This is a genomic window from Hydromonas duriensis, assembly GCF_004363775.1.
GTDB lineage: Bacteria > Pseudomonadota > Gammaproteobacteria > Burkholderiales > Burkholderiaceae > Hydromonas > Hydromonas duriensis.
On the sequence record NZ_SNZE01000025.1, the window covers coordinates 15,405 to 27,866 of the forward strand.

A 12,462-nucleotide genomic window follows, 5' to 3' on the forward strand; every position below is an offset into this window, starting at 1 on the left:
CTGTTGTGTTAAGTCTCAATTTTTTCATCACATAGTCATCATTCAAAGCTATGATAAGCAGATTATGCGTCGCATAATAAAAAACATAAATAAATCATACAAAGGAATGAGAGGAACAGATGAAAAATATAATATCAAAACGAAAACTTGCCATCGCTATAAGCACTTTAACCGCTTTAAGCGCATTGTCCTTGCCTGTGCTGGCAAACAATGCGACTAAAGCAAGTAAGCCCAAAAAAACCATCGACACTTTATCAAAAATCAACCATATCATTGTGATTTATGGTGAAAATCGCAGTTTTGATAATTTGTATGGCATGTTTCCCAACGCCAACGGCATCAAAAACGCCAAGCCCAGCCAATATTTGCAACTGGACACAGATGGGCATGTGCTGAAATATTTACCACCCGTGTGGAAAGAGGGCGGTAAAAACAACGAAGTTGACCCTAAATTTGCCGATGTCAAATTGCCCAACAAGCCATTCCGCTTAGATCAAGCACCATTTAACTTGCCCATAACAACAGAAACCCGTGACTTGGTTCATCGCTTTTATCAAAATCAAGAACAAATTAACGGCGGACGAAACAATCGTTTCGCGGCGGTTTCAGATGCGGGCGGCTTGGTCATGGGCTATTACGATGGATCAGGCATGAAATTGTGGCAACTCGCCAAAGATTACACCTTAGCGGATAATTTTTTCATGGGCACATTCGGTGGTTCTTTCATGAATCACATTTACCTGTCTTGCGCTTGCGTCGCACAATATCCGAATGCCCCTGCGGCTAAAATCGTCGCACTCAACGCCGATGGCGTGACTTTGCAACGTAAGCCTGAATCCCCAGCCTCTGCAATGGATGGCGCCCCCAAGTTTGTTAATAATGGGGCTATTACGCCAGACGGTTTCGCAGTCAATACATCGCAGCCGTCCTATCAGCCTTCAGAAGTGCCACCTGCCGTGGATGGTAACCCGCTGTTAGCCGACAGCGCTAAAAACCCATTGCCGCCACAAACGCAGACCACCATCGGTGATACCTTGTCAGCTAAAAATGTCAGTTGGGCTTGGTATGCGGGGGCATGGAATGCCGCATTGCAAGATGGTACGCAAGCACCAGATGCTAAACGTAAGGTCATTTACAATAGCAAAGACGGTGCGCCCAACTTCCAACCCCATCATCAGCCATTTAATTATTTTGCCAATTACGCCCCTGGCACTGCCGCTCGTGCCGCGCACTTAAAAGATGGTGAAGATTTGATGAGTGACATTGAAAAAGGCCAATTGCCCGCAGTGACTTTTTATAAACCGCAAGGTACATTGAACCAACACCCAGGTTATGCAGACGTTGCGGCAGGTGACGAGCACATTGCATCTGTGGTTGAAAAAATTCAAAAATCGCCGTTGTGGAAAGACTCGCTCATCATCGTGACGTATGACGAAAACGGTGGTTTTTGGGATCACGTCACACCACCTAAAGGCGACCGCTGGGGGCCGGGTACGCGCATCCCTGCGATTTTGATTTCGCCATTGGTTAAAAAACATTTTGTAGACCATAACACATACGACACCAGCTCCATCTTAAAACTCATCACCAAGCGTTTTAACCTCACGCCCTTGGCTGGCGTTCGACCCAAAGCAGGAGACCTGACTGCCGCATTGGTTAAATCATCGAAATAAAAACGATTCACACACTTCGCTGTGAGTGCGAAGTTCAAAAGCGGTTTGGGATGTACAGTGTTTGTTGCGCCCCAACCGCTTTCGTTCGTTTAATTGTATATAATTTCAATTAGCGAACAATTCGCACCTACTCACACAAGATAAACGACATGGCGGACGCTTAATCATGACGCAAAAGATGGATTGGAACGGCACGGCGGGACGTTATATCACCGCATGGGAAACCCAGTTGTTAAATCAATGGGTCGCGGATGCTTTTGGCTTTTATGCCGCGCAATTGGGACACACAACCCGCATCAACGCTTTGCTCGAAAACCGTTGCGCCGAACGTTGGGCGATAGAGGTGGGCGAGGCGCACTTCCAAGAAGGCGACAGCGAAGAAATTAAATCCGTCGAAGTGGGTGACTTCACCGTCCTGCCTTTTGCCTCTGACAGCATGGATCTATTGGTGTTGCCACACACACTGGACGACCATCCCGAGCCGCACGCCGTCTTGCGCGAAGCCTATCGGGTATTGCGACCCGAAGGGCGCATGATTATCTTGGGTTTTAACCCCTTTAGTTTATGGGGGGCAAAAGCCATGTTTCGCCGTTGGCGCGGGCAACCGTGGTGGGCGTATCGGCATCAAGCCATTCATATCCGCCGTTTAAAAGACTGGTTGCAACTGCTCAATTGTGACGTGGCTCAAGGCAAGTTTGGCTGCTACGCCCCGTGCACCGCCAGCGAAAAACGCCTATCACGTAGCGCATGGCTCGAAGATGCGGGCGACCGCTGGTGGGGCATGGCAGGCGCAGTTTATGCCATGATGGCTGTTAAACGCGTATACTCCCCCACCTTGGTTGGTTTAATTAACGACAAAAAAACCAACTCCCGCTGGGCGGCACAACCCGCATTAAATAAAGCCACTCAAACCGCTACCGAAAAATTGACACAGAATACGCACCCATGAACGACAACGCATCAGCCAATGAACCACAACCTTTAAAAAAAGTTGACATGTACACCGACGGCGCATGTAAAGGCAATCCTGGTGTCGGAGGTTGGGGCACATTGCTACGCTATGGCGTACACGAAAAAGAACTGTTCGGCGGCGAAGCCCACACCACCAACAACCGCATGGAGCTGCTCGCCGTCATCGAAGGCATCAAATCCATCAAAAGTCGTTGCGCGGTCGCCATTTACACCGACTCTGTTTACGTCCAAAAAGGGGTCACCGAATGGCTCGCCAACTGGAAAGCCCGCGGCTGGAAAACGGCCGATAAAAAACCAGTCAAAAATGACGACCTCTGGCGCGAACTGGATGGTTTATTAAATGTCCATCAACTGAGTTGGCACTGGGTCAAAGGCCATGCAGGGCATGTCGATAACGAACGTGCCGACCAACTGGCAAACCGTGGCGTTGAGCAAATTCGCGCACAACTAAAGGATTAAAACATGCGTTACGTGATTTTAGATACAGAAACCACAGGTCTTGACCCCAATCAAGGGCACAAACTTGTCGAAGTCGGCTGCGTCGAAATGGTCAATCGCCAACTCACAGGGCGACACTTTCACCACTACCTCAACCCGCAACGCGAATCTGACGAAGGTGCATTGAACGTCCACGGCTTAACCACCGAATTTTTAAGCGACAAACCGCTGTTCAAAGCCATCGCGGGCGACCTGCTCGAATTTGTACGAGATGCCACCGTTTTGATTCACAATGCCTCATTCGACACCAAATTTCTCAATGCCGAATTGAGCGCGCTCGGCATGGATACCATTCAATCCGTCTGCACGGTCGAAGACACCCTTGCAATGGCGAAACAAATGTTTCCAGGTAAACGCAACAACCTTGATGCGTTGTGTGAACGCTTAGGCGTTTCTAACGCGCATCGGGTATTGCACGGTGCATTGCTTGATGCCGAAATCCTCGCTGAAGTGTATCTCGCCATGACCCGTGGGCAAGAAACCTTGAGCATGGCATTTGATGCCGAATCAAGTGCAAATAAAAAACACAAAAAAATCGACGTGCGTCAATTGGAATTGCCTCTAATCATGGTGTCCGAGCAGGACAGCGCAGAACATTTAAAAGCGATAGAAGCTGTTGCGAAAAAAAGTAAAGATGGGGCGGTTTGGGGCGCGGCTGTAGATTAATTTATAAACGCATACAGCAGAGGTTAATCACTTGTTTGCACGCCTGTCGATACAATTAATGCAGCGTAAAAAGACGGGTGAATAAAGATATGTAGGCGTTCCAGCTCTAAGCGAGGGAGAAAAAAGAGATGCCAAGCATCTCTTTTTTTATGAGTGTAACGACCAGCGCGGTCGCACCGTGAATGTGTCGTCGTGTTTCAAGAGTGATGGGTCGCGTTGCGCGGCTAAGCAGCCTGCGAGTGCAATCATTGCGCCGTTGTCGGTGCATAAATGCAGCTCTGGGTAAAACACTTTGAACTGGTGTTTGTTTGCCATTGCGTTCAAACGTAATCGCAGTTGCGCGTTTGCGCCTACGCCGCCTGCGATGACAAGGCGGTTAAAGCCTGTGGCTTGCAAGGCTTTAAATGCTTTGAAACTTAATACATCAATAGCCGCTTCGACAAAGGCGTGTGCGATGTCGGCTTTGTCTTGTTCTGTTAAAGGGGCGACAGCTTCTAAGCGTTTGGCTTGTGTCAGGACGGCTGTTTTTAAACCTGCGAAGCTGAAATCAAAATCGCCATTGTGCATCATTGGGCGACCGAACTTAAAGCGATTGGGCGTGCCTTGTTCGGCCATTTTAGATACGGCGGGGCCGCCAGGGTAGGACAGTCCAAGCACTTTGGCTGTTTTGTCAAAGGCTTCGCCTGCGGCATCATCTAAGGTTTCGCCCATTAAGGCGTATTGCCCGACGCCGTCAACGCGCATCAGTTGCGTGTGTCCCCCAGAGACCAAAAGTGCGATGAAAGGAAATTCGGGCGGGTTGTTTGACAGCAGGGGCGAGAGCAAGTGACCTTCAAGGTGGTGCACGTCAATTACGGGTTTGTTGAGGGCAAAGGCGATGGCGTTTGCACATGCAGTGCCGACCAATAATGCGCCCGCCAGACCTGGCCCGACTGTACAGGCAATGGCATCGACATCTTCTAAAGTGAGTTGTGCTTGCGCAAGCACGGTGTCGGTTAATGGCAGCACGCGGCGGATGTGGTCGCGAGAGGCAAGCTCGGGGACAACGCCGCCGTAGGCGACGTGCATGTCAATTTGTGAGTGCAACGCGTGTGCGAGCAGACCTCGCGTGGAGTCGTATAGGGCAACGCCAGTTTCGTCGCAGGAGGATTCAATGCCGAGGATGAGCATGGGTGTGTGGATGAATTAAAAACGGTATTGTAACGTTTTCTAAGGCTGCGAGCGGAACTGATGCACGCACCACAGACCCAATAGACATAATGAGGGCGCAATATGAAGGGTTGCGTTGCGTTGTGCGGCGATGTGTTTTAAATCGAGGGCGAGATTAGGCGCGTCACCGCCGCAGATGAGCCAATGTTGTGTTGTGTGTGGCATGTAGTGGTCGACAAAGGCGATAATCGCGCCAATTCTCGACAGATGAGCACCCGTTGCCAACGCATTCGTGGTGTTGGTGGGGGCGGTTTGTGTTGCAAACACGCCGCCGTCAAGTGGCAGGCGGGCGGTGTGTTGGTGAAGGCTGGTTCGCATCAAATGTATGCTGGGTGCAATCATGCCGCCCATGTGTTGGCCATTCGCCAGTACGCCATCCACTGTGGTGGCCGTGCCTGTGCTGATGACGAGATGGTCGCGTTCTGCGCATAGGTTTTGCGCACCGAGCAATTGGGCAAAGCGGTCAGACCCCATCTGTAAAGGCTCGTCATATGCCAAAGTGAAACGCCCCAATTGTTTTTGTGGCAGCACGTTGTGTATTTGAATATTTGGAAAAATGGCATGGAGTGCGTTTTTGACGGTATTGAGCAGCTCTGTGCTGGCGACATTGCTGATGTAACACGCGCTGGGTGCTGCGGATTGAGACATCTTCGCTGTAAAGTGTTGCAGCCAGTCGGCGTTGTGGTGACTGAGCGAGTTGGGCTCGTTGGTCGCACTCATGGCGGTATGTGCGGTTTGCATGTGCCATTTGATGCGTGTGTTGCCAATGTCGATGAGTAAAATGGGCGCGGTCATGATAGAGGTCGCAGTTGCCCGCTGTAGAAATGCAACAAGCCTTGTTCGGTCAACAGTTGATAAGCGCCATGATGATTCACGCCGCGCCCGATGCCTTGCGTGCTTTGCCCTGCGCTTGTGGTGATGCTCATCGGTTGGTTGAACCATAGGTCGTGGGCGTTCCATGTGGTGGCAAGTTGTTCGTCTGGGGCGGGGGCTGCAGTTTCAATATGCACCAGCACGGTGTCGACAATTTGCATGAGTAGTTCTTCACGTTGCCCTTCTCGTGGTGTAATCCAGCGTTCGTCCAGTTGGGCGAGTCCTATGGGGGCAAAAGCGGCGTCGTTATTTTGATTTGGCAATAGACGTGCGCCAATGTTAAGTCCGATGCCTATCACCGCCCATGCGTGCTGCCCGTCATCGGCGATTTGATTGTGTACCAAAATCCCCGCAAGTTTGCCGCGTTGCCCCGTGTCGGGATGGGTGGCAATCACGTCATTGGGCCATTTGAGTTGCGCTTGCCAACCGTGCGTGGCGCATACTTGCGCCAGTGCCAGACCAATGCGCAAAGACAGGGCAGGGACTTGTTCGGGTAACAGCCGCAGCCCAATCGAAAAAGTGAGGTCGCCTGTGCCGCTCAGCCAAGTCCGTTCAAATTGTCCTCGACCGTGCGTTTGCTGCTCCGCCACCAACAAGGTGTTGTGCTGATGTGGGCTGTGGCATAATTGGGTGTTGGTTGAGTCGCATTGCGACACGTATTTAATTTGCAGCGCAAGCGAGGCTTGGCTGTGCATTGACCACCACTGTTGCAAAGTGGCGAGTTGAATCGGCGGAGTTTGGACGATGTTGTGCATGCCAAATTATAAAAGATTGGCGCTTGAGTGTGTACGATAAGTGCCAAATGACAGTAAATGATGAATAGAGGCTGATATGAGTGAGCAAAAAAAAGGGTATTTTAAACACCATGTGTTTTTTTGTTTGAATGAGCGCGGCGCGGACGACCCGCGTGGTGATTGTTTGCGTCATGGCGCGATGGACGCTTGGGCGCACACCAAGCAAGCGGTGAGCGATTTAAAACTCGAAGGCGTGCGTATCAATAAAGCGGGTTGCCTTGACCGTTGTGAAAAAGGCCCTGTGTGTGTGGTTTATCCAGACAACGTTTGGTACAGCTATGTGGATACCAGCGATTTGGACGAAATTGTTAGCGAACATTTACAAAATGGCCGTGTGGTTGAGCGGTTGCTGGTCGATTCGCCCGCCAAGACGACGGAGGCATAATGAAGGTTGGGACGCAAAAACAATTGATTGATGGCGTAGTGGGTGAGATAGAAGTTGCAGTCGATGTCCCGAAAATCGAGACCGATGAGATTAAAGGTGTTGCACTGGTTGCGCATCCGCATCCTTTGTTTGGTGGAACGATGGACAATAAAGTGGCGCAAACTTTAGCCAAAACCATGAATGAGCTTGGTTATATTGCGGTGCGACCCAACTTTCGTGGGGTGGGGCAAACTGTGGGCGAGCATGACCATGGTATGGGTGAGACAGAAGACATGCTCAAAGTATTGGCATGGATGCGTACAGAATGGCCCAAAAACATGCCGTTGGTATTGGCGGGGTTTTCATTTGGCTCTTTTGTACAAAGTAGAGTCGCTGCGGCACTTAAAGAAAGAGGCGACGATGTTGCTCGGATGGTGATGATTGGAACGGCCGCAGGTAAATGGCAAGTTGAAGCCGTACCAAGCGACAGCATCGTGATTCATGGCGAACTGGACGAGACCATTCCATTAAGTGCCGTGATGCGTTGGGCAGAGCCTTTAGAGCTGCCTGTGACCGTCGTGGCTGGGGCTGACCACTTTTTTCACCGCAGATTGCACATCATTAAGTATATTATTATGCAACAGTGGTGTGTTTAAATTTTAAATTTGCTTAAATTTTATGTATCTTTAGGATAAAATAAGCGTTTAGCGCATATTTAGTTTGAATGTTAACAATTAAATAAAGCGCAAAACGAAATAAAGATAACGGTAAACAGGCAAATATGAGCAATTCTTTAACACCCGTCGCGCTGTGGCTAGAAAATCAAGCGGATATTAGGTTTGAGACATTTGTACCCAAATGGGCGCAACAATTGGCGCAGGCGCATTTGAGCAATCAGGTTTGTGTGCTCGCGCATGAGCAAACCGCGTACGCAAAAGCAGGGCTAGCATGTCAGCTTTTAAAAGGGGTCTTGTGGGTGGATGATGACATGGTGGCGCAGCTTGAGCGCGTCCTGTCTGAGTCTGCGACAAAGAACGCTCAAAAAGTCATTGTCATCATGCCGTCCCGCGCCAGTAGCGAATTATGGGTGCAATGGTTGCTGATTGAATTGCCCCATGTCAAAGCGCAACTCGATGAAGTTGTGACGCTGATGCAGCTGGATAAGGCTTGGGGCGATTTGAGCAAAGGTCCAGCGATTGAAAAATTGCAAATTGCTGACAAGGTGCTCAGTTTTAATAATGAAGCACGAACCGCCGAGTTCGCAGACTGTATGCGCGCGCTCAACCCACTGGCGATTTGGGTTCATAATGGTTTTTCGACTGCGGAAGAAGTGTCCGCTGCCGTGGAAGCGTACAGTCTTGACGCGCCTTTGCGGCGTGAGCCATTAAAAAAAGAAGATTTGCTCGCATGGGGTGCAGAGAAAGTGGTATATTTCTCGTTTTCGCAACCATTGCAGGGCGAAAAGTTGAACCATGTACTTGAGCATTGGCGTCAATTCTACGGTGCAAAATTCACGCGATTAAACGCGGTGGTTCATGTGCAAGGCGAATCAAGGCCGTTTTGTGTGCAGGCATTACAGTACTTATGGACAAGTGATTTTATTGACGCGTGGCCAGAAGGAAAAGCGCCTGAAACACAAATCTGGATTTCTGGACAAGACTTGCCTTGGCATGAGCTGGAAGCTGATTTGGTTCGCTGTATCGCTCAATAAATGTTTTTTGCGTCGCGATGACCTGCTGTGTTGCGGATGAAATAACGGATATAAATAGAAACATTAAGAGTCAACTCTCGATTGAAAAATGAGAACATCCGTTTTTTAAAGTACAGGTTATGAGAGGTGTGTTTTTTCGCGCCTCCGTATTGTTGAAGTGAAATCATCTGATGAGATGAGTGGAGAGGTAAGATGGCGCAAGAACTTAAAGCTGTGATAACAGAAGAAAAACTGTTAAAAATGTCAGCGAAAGATTATATGAACGATGTGCAGTTGGCCTTTTTTAAGCAAAGACTGCTTGATATGCAAGCCGAACTGCTGAAAAATGCGGATGACACCACTGAGCATCTGCGCGAAAATGAGGTCGTGCCTGACCCCGCTGATCGCGCGACCATTGAGGAAGAGCATGCGTTAGAGCTGCGTACACGTGACCGCGAGCGCAAATTGCTTAAAAAAATTGGACAAGCGATTGAGCGCATCGAGTCTGGTGACTACGGTTGGTGTGAAGAAACAGGTGAGCCCATTGGTGTGGGTCGCTTGCTGGCGCGCCCAACCGCAACATTGTCGCTGGAGGCGCAAGAGCGTCGTGAAAAAGTTCAAAAAATGTATGGTGATTGATGGCCGTTGTTTGGCGATAGTTGCTGATGTCGAAGTGATTCGTGCTTATCGAAACACGCCAAGCATATAAAATGTGTCAAAAATAATGCAAGGATGCCCATCGGCATCCTTGTTTTTTTGTTTTTTAGCCTCATTTGTTCAAAACAAACGAAGTCATCAGAAGTCATTAGGAGAAACTCATGGAGCAATATCACGGCACGACGATTATATCGGTGCGGCGCGGTTCAGAAGTAGCGATTGGCGGTGATGGTCAAGTTACACTTGGCAATACAATCGTTAAGGGCAGTGCGCGTAAGGTGCGCAAGCTGTATCACGGCAAAGTGCTGGCTGGCTTTGCAGGCGCGACGGCCGATGCTTTTACTTTATTTGAGCGATTTGAAGCCAAATTAGAGAAGCATCAAGGCCATCTCACGCGTGCCGCGATTGACTTAACGAAAGACTGGCGAACCGACCGAGTGTTGCGCCGTTTAGAGGCGATGTTGGCGGTTGCCGACCATACCGCCTCCTTGATTATCACGGGCAATGGCGATGTACTCGAGCCTGAAGATGGCTTGATTGCCATTGGTTCGGGGGGCGCGTTTGCGCAGTCGGCAGGCTTGGCTTTGTTGCACAATACCGAGCTGTCACCCGCCGAGATTGTCAAAAAATCGTTGGAAATTGCAGGCAATATCTGCATTTACACCAACCAAAATCACACCATTGAGACTTTATAACGCATTTGAAAGTAGGCCATGTCACATCCTTTTAATATGACCCCTAAAGAAATTGTTTCTGAATTAGATAAACACATTGTCGGTCAAAAAGACGCTAAAAAAGCAGTTGCATTGGCAATGCGCAACCGTTGGCGGCGTGGGCAATTGAGTGAAAACATGCGTGCTGAAGTCACGCCTAAAAACATCCTTATGATGGGGCCGACAGGGGTGGGCAAAACTGAGATTGCGCGTCGCCTTGCGCGTTTAGCGGGCGCACCGTTTATTAAAGTCGAAGCCACTAAATTCACCGAAGTCGGATATGTTGGTAAAGACGTTGAGTCCATTATCAAGGACTTGGTTGAGGTGGCGGTAAAAAATGCACGAGCCTCAGCCGTCAAACTCATGCAAAGTCGTGCGCAAGATGCGGCAGAAGATCGCGTTTTGGATGTGCTGTTGCCGCCTGCGCGTGATGTAAGAACGGGCGAATATTCACGCGCCGACGCTGAGAATGTGACGCGTCAGAAGTTTCGCAAAAAATTACGCGAAGGTGACTTGGACGATAAAGAAATTGAATTGCAAGTTGCTGCTGGCTCTGCCCAATTTGATGTCATGAGCCCGCCGGGGATGGAGGAGATGGCGGAGCAGTTGCGCGGCATGTTCGCCAGTATCGGCTCAGGCAAAACCACGGCCAAAAAAATGAAAGTCAAAGACGCCATGAAGCAATTGCTGGAAGAGGAAGCAGGCAAAATGGTCAATGAAGACGAAGTGCGTACGCAAGCGGTAGAAGCGGTTGAGCAAAATGGCATCGTGTTTATTGATGAGTTTGACAAAATTTCAAGTCGAAGTGGACAGGGCACGAGCGGCGAAGTGTCTCGTCAAGGCGTGCAGCGAGATTTGTTGCCATTGGTTGAAGGCACGACCGTGTCGACCAAATATGGGCTGATTAAAACAGACCACATTTTATTCGTGGCCTCTGGCGCCTTCAGTTTGTCAAAGCCGTCAGACTTAATTCCTGAGTTGCAAGGGCGTTTCCCGATTCGCGTCGAATTAAACTCGCTCAATGTCGATGACTTCAAAGCGATTTTAACGGCTACAGATGCGTGCTTGACGCGGCAATATTCGGCATTGATGCAAACAGAAGCGGTTAATTTAGACTTCACCGATGCGGGCGTGCAACGTTTGGCCGAGATGGCGTGTCTAGTCAATGAGCGCTCAGAAAATATTGGAGCGCGACGTTTGCATACGGTCATGGAAAAACTGCTGGAGGACGTGTCTTATAACGCTCATGACTACGAAGATAAAACAGTCGTCATTGATGCGACTTTCGTAGAAGAGCGGCTCGGTGCATTGATTAAGGATGAAGACTTGACGCAGTATATTCTATGAAGCCATGACGTTAAAAAATCCCCGAGGTCATCGGGGATTTTTTCTTACAGTGCTTGCCAAATGATAGTGCCTAACACCAAGCCATTAAATAAAAGTGCGGTTAATACACAAGCGCTACCAACATCCTTCGCGCGGCCAAGTAGTTCATGATGCTCTGTGCTGATTTGGTCAGCCAAGTATTCGAGGCCTGTATTAATCAATTCTGCCATGATGAGCATGACGTTGCATGCGCCAAAAAAAAGCCACAAACGCCATTCTGGCTGAATGAAAAAACAAAAAATTTGTGCCAGACCTACCATTGATACATTGTCACGGAAAGCCGCCTCTGTGTGCCACGCGCTTTTGTAGCCTTGTATCGAATATTTAAAAGCGTTAATAACCCGTTTTGGTGAAAACATATCACTCCTTATTTTTATTGGTGATTGAAAATTGCGACTGCCAGTTTAGCTTGTTTTATGGCGGGTTGGACAATAAGTCTTATTGAAAAACAAAAAAACTTGCTTTTTTGTATAAATGCGCTTGACAAGCATGAGGATGGACATCATAATTACGTTCTCTTTTGGGTAGGTGGCCGAGTGGTTAAAGGCGACAGACTGTAAATCTGTTCTCTCTGAGTACGCTGGTTCGAATCCAGCCCTGCCCACCAAAAGACATATAATTTGGGCGCGTCCCGAGTATTGGCTCTAAGCATGCGGGAGTAGTTTAGTGGTAGAACCTTAGCCTTCCAAGCTAATGATGCGGGTTCGATTCCCGTCTCCCGCTCCATACGCTTTGCCTGTAATGAATGCCCATGTGGCTCAGTGGTAGAGCACTCCCTTGGTAAGGGAGAGATCGCGGGTCCGATTCCCGCCATGGGCACCACCATCTTATATCTCATATTTTTTATAGCTTCGTCCACAAAGGAGTTTTGACATGGCAAAAGGTAAGTTCGAACGGACCAAACCGCACGTTAACGTTGGCACGATTGGTCACGTTGATCACGGTAAAACGACATTAACAGCGGCAA

The 12,462-nt window shown here is 49.1% G+C and carries 15 protein-coding genes and 3 tRNA genes; 14 read left to right on the forward strand and 4 right to left on the reverse strand.

Going from position 1 to position 12,462, the window contains the following annotated elements; all coding sequences use genetic code 11:
- The first annotated feature begins 119 nt into the window (after positions 1-119).
- From acpA to dnaQ, 4 genes are all read left to right on the forward strand, one after another.
- Complete coding sequence (gene acpA / locus DFR44_RS09465) at positions 120-1,673, forward strand: acid phosphatase (RefSeq protein WP_133621335.1); 1,554 nt, start codon at positions 120-122, stop codon at positions 1,671-1,673.
- Positions 1,674-1,839: 166 nt separating this feature from the next.
- On the forward strand, positions 1,840-2,622 hold the full coding sequence (locus DFR44_RS09470) for a class I SAM-dependent methyltransferase (protein WP_133621336.1): 783 nt from the start codon (positions 1,840-1,842) through the stop codon (positions 2,620-2,622).
- Positions 2,619-3,104 carry a ribonuclease HI gene (gene rnhA, locus DFR44_RS09475; protein ID WP_133621337.1) on the forward strand — a complete coding sequence of 162 codons (486 nt, stop codon included), beginning with the start codon at positions 2,619-2,621 and terminating at the stop codon, positions 3,102-3,104. Before DFR44_RS09470 ends, rnhA begins: the two co-directional genes overlap by 4 nt.
- A gap of 3 nt (positions 3,105-3,107) precedes the next feature.
- Positions 3,108-3,809 (forward strand): DNA polymerase III subunit epsilon, encoded by a 702-nt coding sequence (gene dnaQ / locus DFR44_RS09480; protein ID WP_133621338.1) that lies wholly within the window; start codon positions 3,108-3,110, stop codon positions 3,807-3,809.
- 147 nt (positions 3,810-3,956) lie between these two features.
- Here the strand turns inward: dnaQ and tsaD are convergent, their stop codons facing one another.
- Genes tsaD through DFR44_RS09495 form a run of 3 tightly spaced genes read right to left on the reverse strand, consistent with a single transcriptional unit; the run spans position 3,957 to position 6,646 of the window.
- Positions 3,957-4,979: a tRNA (adenosine(37)-N6)-threonylcarbamoyltransferase complex transferase subunit TsaD gene (tsaD, locus tag DFR44_RS09485; RefSeq protein WP_133621339.1), complete on the reverse strand. Its 1,023-nt coding sequence runs from the start codon at positions 4,977-4,979 to the stop codon at positions 3,957-3,959.
- Between the two features lie 39 nt (positions 4,980-5,018).
- Positions 5,019-5,813, reverse strand: coding sequence for a type III pantothenate kinase (locus tag DFR44_RS09490; RefSeq protein ID WP_133621340.1), 795 nt, complete (start codon positions 5,811-5,813; stop codon positions 5,019-5,021).
- Positions 5,810-6,646, reverse strand: a complete 837-nt coding sequence (locus DFR44_RS09495) for a biotin--[acetyl-CoA-carboxylase] ligase (RefSeq protein WP_133621341.1) — start codon at positions 6,644-6,646, stop codon at positions 5,810-5,812. The genes DFR44_RS09490 and DFR44_RS09495 overlap by 4 nt, the downstream gene beginning before the upstream one ends.
- Positions 6,647-6,722: 76 nt before the next feature.
- Here DFR44_RS09495 and DFR44_RS09500 point away from each other — a divergent pair, with 76 nt between their 5' ends.
- The 6 genes from DFR44_RS09500 to hslU all read left to right on the forward strand — a co-directional run bounded on the left by DFR44_RS09500 (position 6,723) and on the right by hslU (position 11,456).
- Complete coding sequence (locus DFR44_RS09500) at positions 6,723-7,070, forward strand: (2Fe-2S) ferredoxin domain-containing protein (protein WP_133621342.1); 348 nt, start codon at positions 6,723-6,725, stop codon at positions 7,068-7,070.
- The gene (locus DFR44_RS09505; protein ID WP_133621343.1) at positions 7,070-7,705 is read left to right on the forward strand and encodes an alpha/beta hydrolase; all 636 of its coding nucleotides are present in this window, start codon (positions 7,070-7,072) and stop codon (positions 7,703-7,705) included. The genes DFR44_RS09500 and DFR44_RS09505 overlap by 1 nt, the downstream gene beginning before the upstream one ends.
- Positions 7,706-7,830: 125 nt before the next feature.
- The gene (locus DFR44_RS09510; protein ID WP_133621344.1) at positions 7,831-8,760 is read left to right on the forward strand and encodes a GTP-binding protein; all 930 of its coding nucleotides are present in this window, start codon (positions 7,831-7,833) and stop codon (positions 8,758-8,760) included.
- A 192-nt stretch (positions 8,761-8,952) separates the two neighbouring features.
- Positions 8,953-9,378 (forward strand): RNA polymerase-binding protein DksA, encoded by a 426-nt coding sequence (gene dksA, locus DFR44_RS09515; protein ID WP_133621345.1) that lies wholly within the window; start codon positions 8,953-8,955, stop codon positions 9,376-9,378.
- A 179-nt stretch (positions 9,379-9,557) separates the two neighbouring features.
- Positions 9,558-10,091, forward strand: a complete 534-nt coding sequence (gene hslV / locus DFR44_RS09520; RefSeq protein WP_133621346.1) for an ATP-dependent protease subunit HslV — start codon at positions 9,558-9,560, stop codon at positions 10,089-10,091.
- 18 nt (positions 10,092-10,109) lie between these two features.
- Positions 10,110-11,456 carry an ATP-dependent protease ATPase subunit HslU gene (gene hslU / locus DFR44_RS09525; RefSeq protein WP_211336930.1) on the forward strand — a complete coding sequence of 449 codons (1,347 nt, stop codon included), beginning with the start codon at positions 10,110-10,112 and terminating at the stop codon, positions 11,454-11,456.
- 44 nt (positions 11,457-11,500) lie between these two features.
- Here the strand turns inward: hslU and DFR44_RS09530 are convergent, their stop codons facing one another.
- On the reverse strand, positions 11,501-11,854 hold the full coding sequence (locus DFR44_RS09530) for a diacylglycerol kinase (protein ID WP_133621347.1): 354 nt from the start codon (positions 11,852-11,854) through the stop codon (positions 11,501-11,503).
- A gap of 163 nt (positions 11,855-12,017) precedes the next feature.
- On the opposite strand from DFR44_RS09530, the gene DFR44_RS09535 reads away from it, so the two are divergent.
- The 4 genes from DFR44_RS09535 to DFR44_RS09550 form a co-directional block, all read left to right on the forward strand.
- Positions 12,018-12,102 (forward strand) — tRNA-Tyr (locus DFR44_RS09535).
- 45 nt (positions 12,103-12,147) lie between these two features.
- Positions 12,148-12,221, forward strand: a tRNA-Gly gene (locus tag DFR44_RS09540).
- Positions 12,222-12,242: 21 nt separating this feature from the next.
- Positions 12,243-12,317 (forward strand) — tRNA-Thr (locus DFR44_RS09545).
- Positions 12,318-12,368: 51 nt separating this feature from the next.
- The coding region (locus DFR44_RS09550; RefSeq protein WP_005434227.1) for a GTP-binding protein at positions 12,369-12,462 on the forward strand (94 nt) is incomplete at its 3' end.

What these genes read in the sequence shown, in the direction of transcription:
- acpA (WP_133621335.1), top strand. Translation starts at nt 120, where the DNA reads ATGAAAAATATAATATCAAAACGAAAACTTGCCATCGCTATAAGCACT.
- DFR44_RS09470 (WP_133621336.1), top strand. Translation starts at nt 1,840, where the DNA reads ATGACGCAAAAGATGGATTGGAACGGCACGGCGGGACGTTATATCACC.
- rnhA (WP_133621337.1), top strand. Translation starts at nt 2,619, where the DNA reads ATGAACGACAACGCATCAGCCAATGAACCACAACCTTTAAAAAAAGTT.
- dnaQ (WP_133621338.1), top strand. Translation starts at nt 3,108, where the DNA reads ATGCGTTACGTGATTTTAGATACAGAAACCACAGGTCTTGACCCCAAT.
- tsaD (WP_133621339.1), bottom strand. Translation starts at nt 4,979, where the DNA reads ATGCTCATCCTCGGCATTGAATCCTCCTGCGACGAAACTGGCGTTGCC.
- DFR44_RS09490 (WP_133621340.1), bottom strand. Translation starts at nt 5,813, where the DNA reads ATGACCGCGCCCATTTTACTCATCGACATTGGCAACACACGCATCAAA.
- DFR44_RS09495 (WP_133621341.1), bottom strand. Translation starts at nt 6,646, where the DNA reads ATGCACAACATCGTCCAAACTCCGCCGATTCAACTCGCCACTTTGCAA.
- DFR44_RS09500 (WP_133621342.1), top strand. Translation starts at nt 6,723, where the DNA reads ATGAGTGAGCAAAAAAAAGGGTATTTTAAACACCATGTGTTTTTTTGT.
- DFR44_RS09505 (WP_133621343.1), top strand. Translation starts at nt 7,070, where the DNA reads ATGAAGGTTGGGACGCAAAAACAATTGATTGATGGCGTAGTGGGTGAG.
- DFR44_RS09510 (WP_133621344.1), top strand. Translation starts at nt 7,831, where the DNA reads ATGAGCAATTCTTTAACACCCGTCGCGCTGTGGCTAGAAAATCAAGCG.
- dksA (WP_133621345.1), top strand. Translation starts at nt 8,953, where the DNA reads ATGGCGCAAGAACTTAAAGCTGTGATAACAGAAGAAAAACTGTTAAAA.
- hslV (WP_133621346.1), top strand. Translation starts at nt 9,558, where the DNA reads ATGGAGCAATATCACGGCACGACGATTATATCGGTGCGGCGCGGTTCA.
- hslU (WP_211336930.1), top strand. Translation starts at nt 10,110, where the DNA reads ATGTCACATCCTTTTAATATGACCCCTAAAGAAATTGTTTCTGAATTA.
- DFR44_RS09530 (WP_133621347.1), bottom strand. Translation starts at nt 11,854, where the DNA reads ATGTTTTCACCAAAACGGGTTATTAACGCTTTTAAATATTCGATACAA.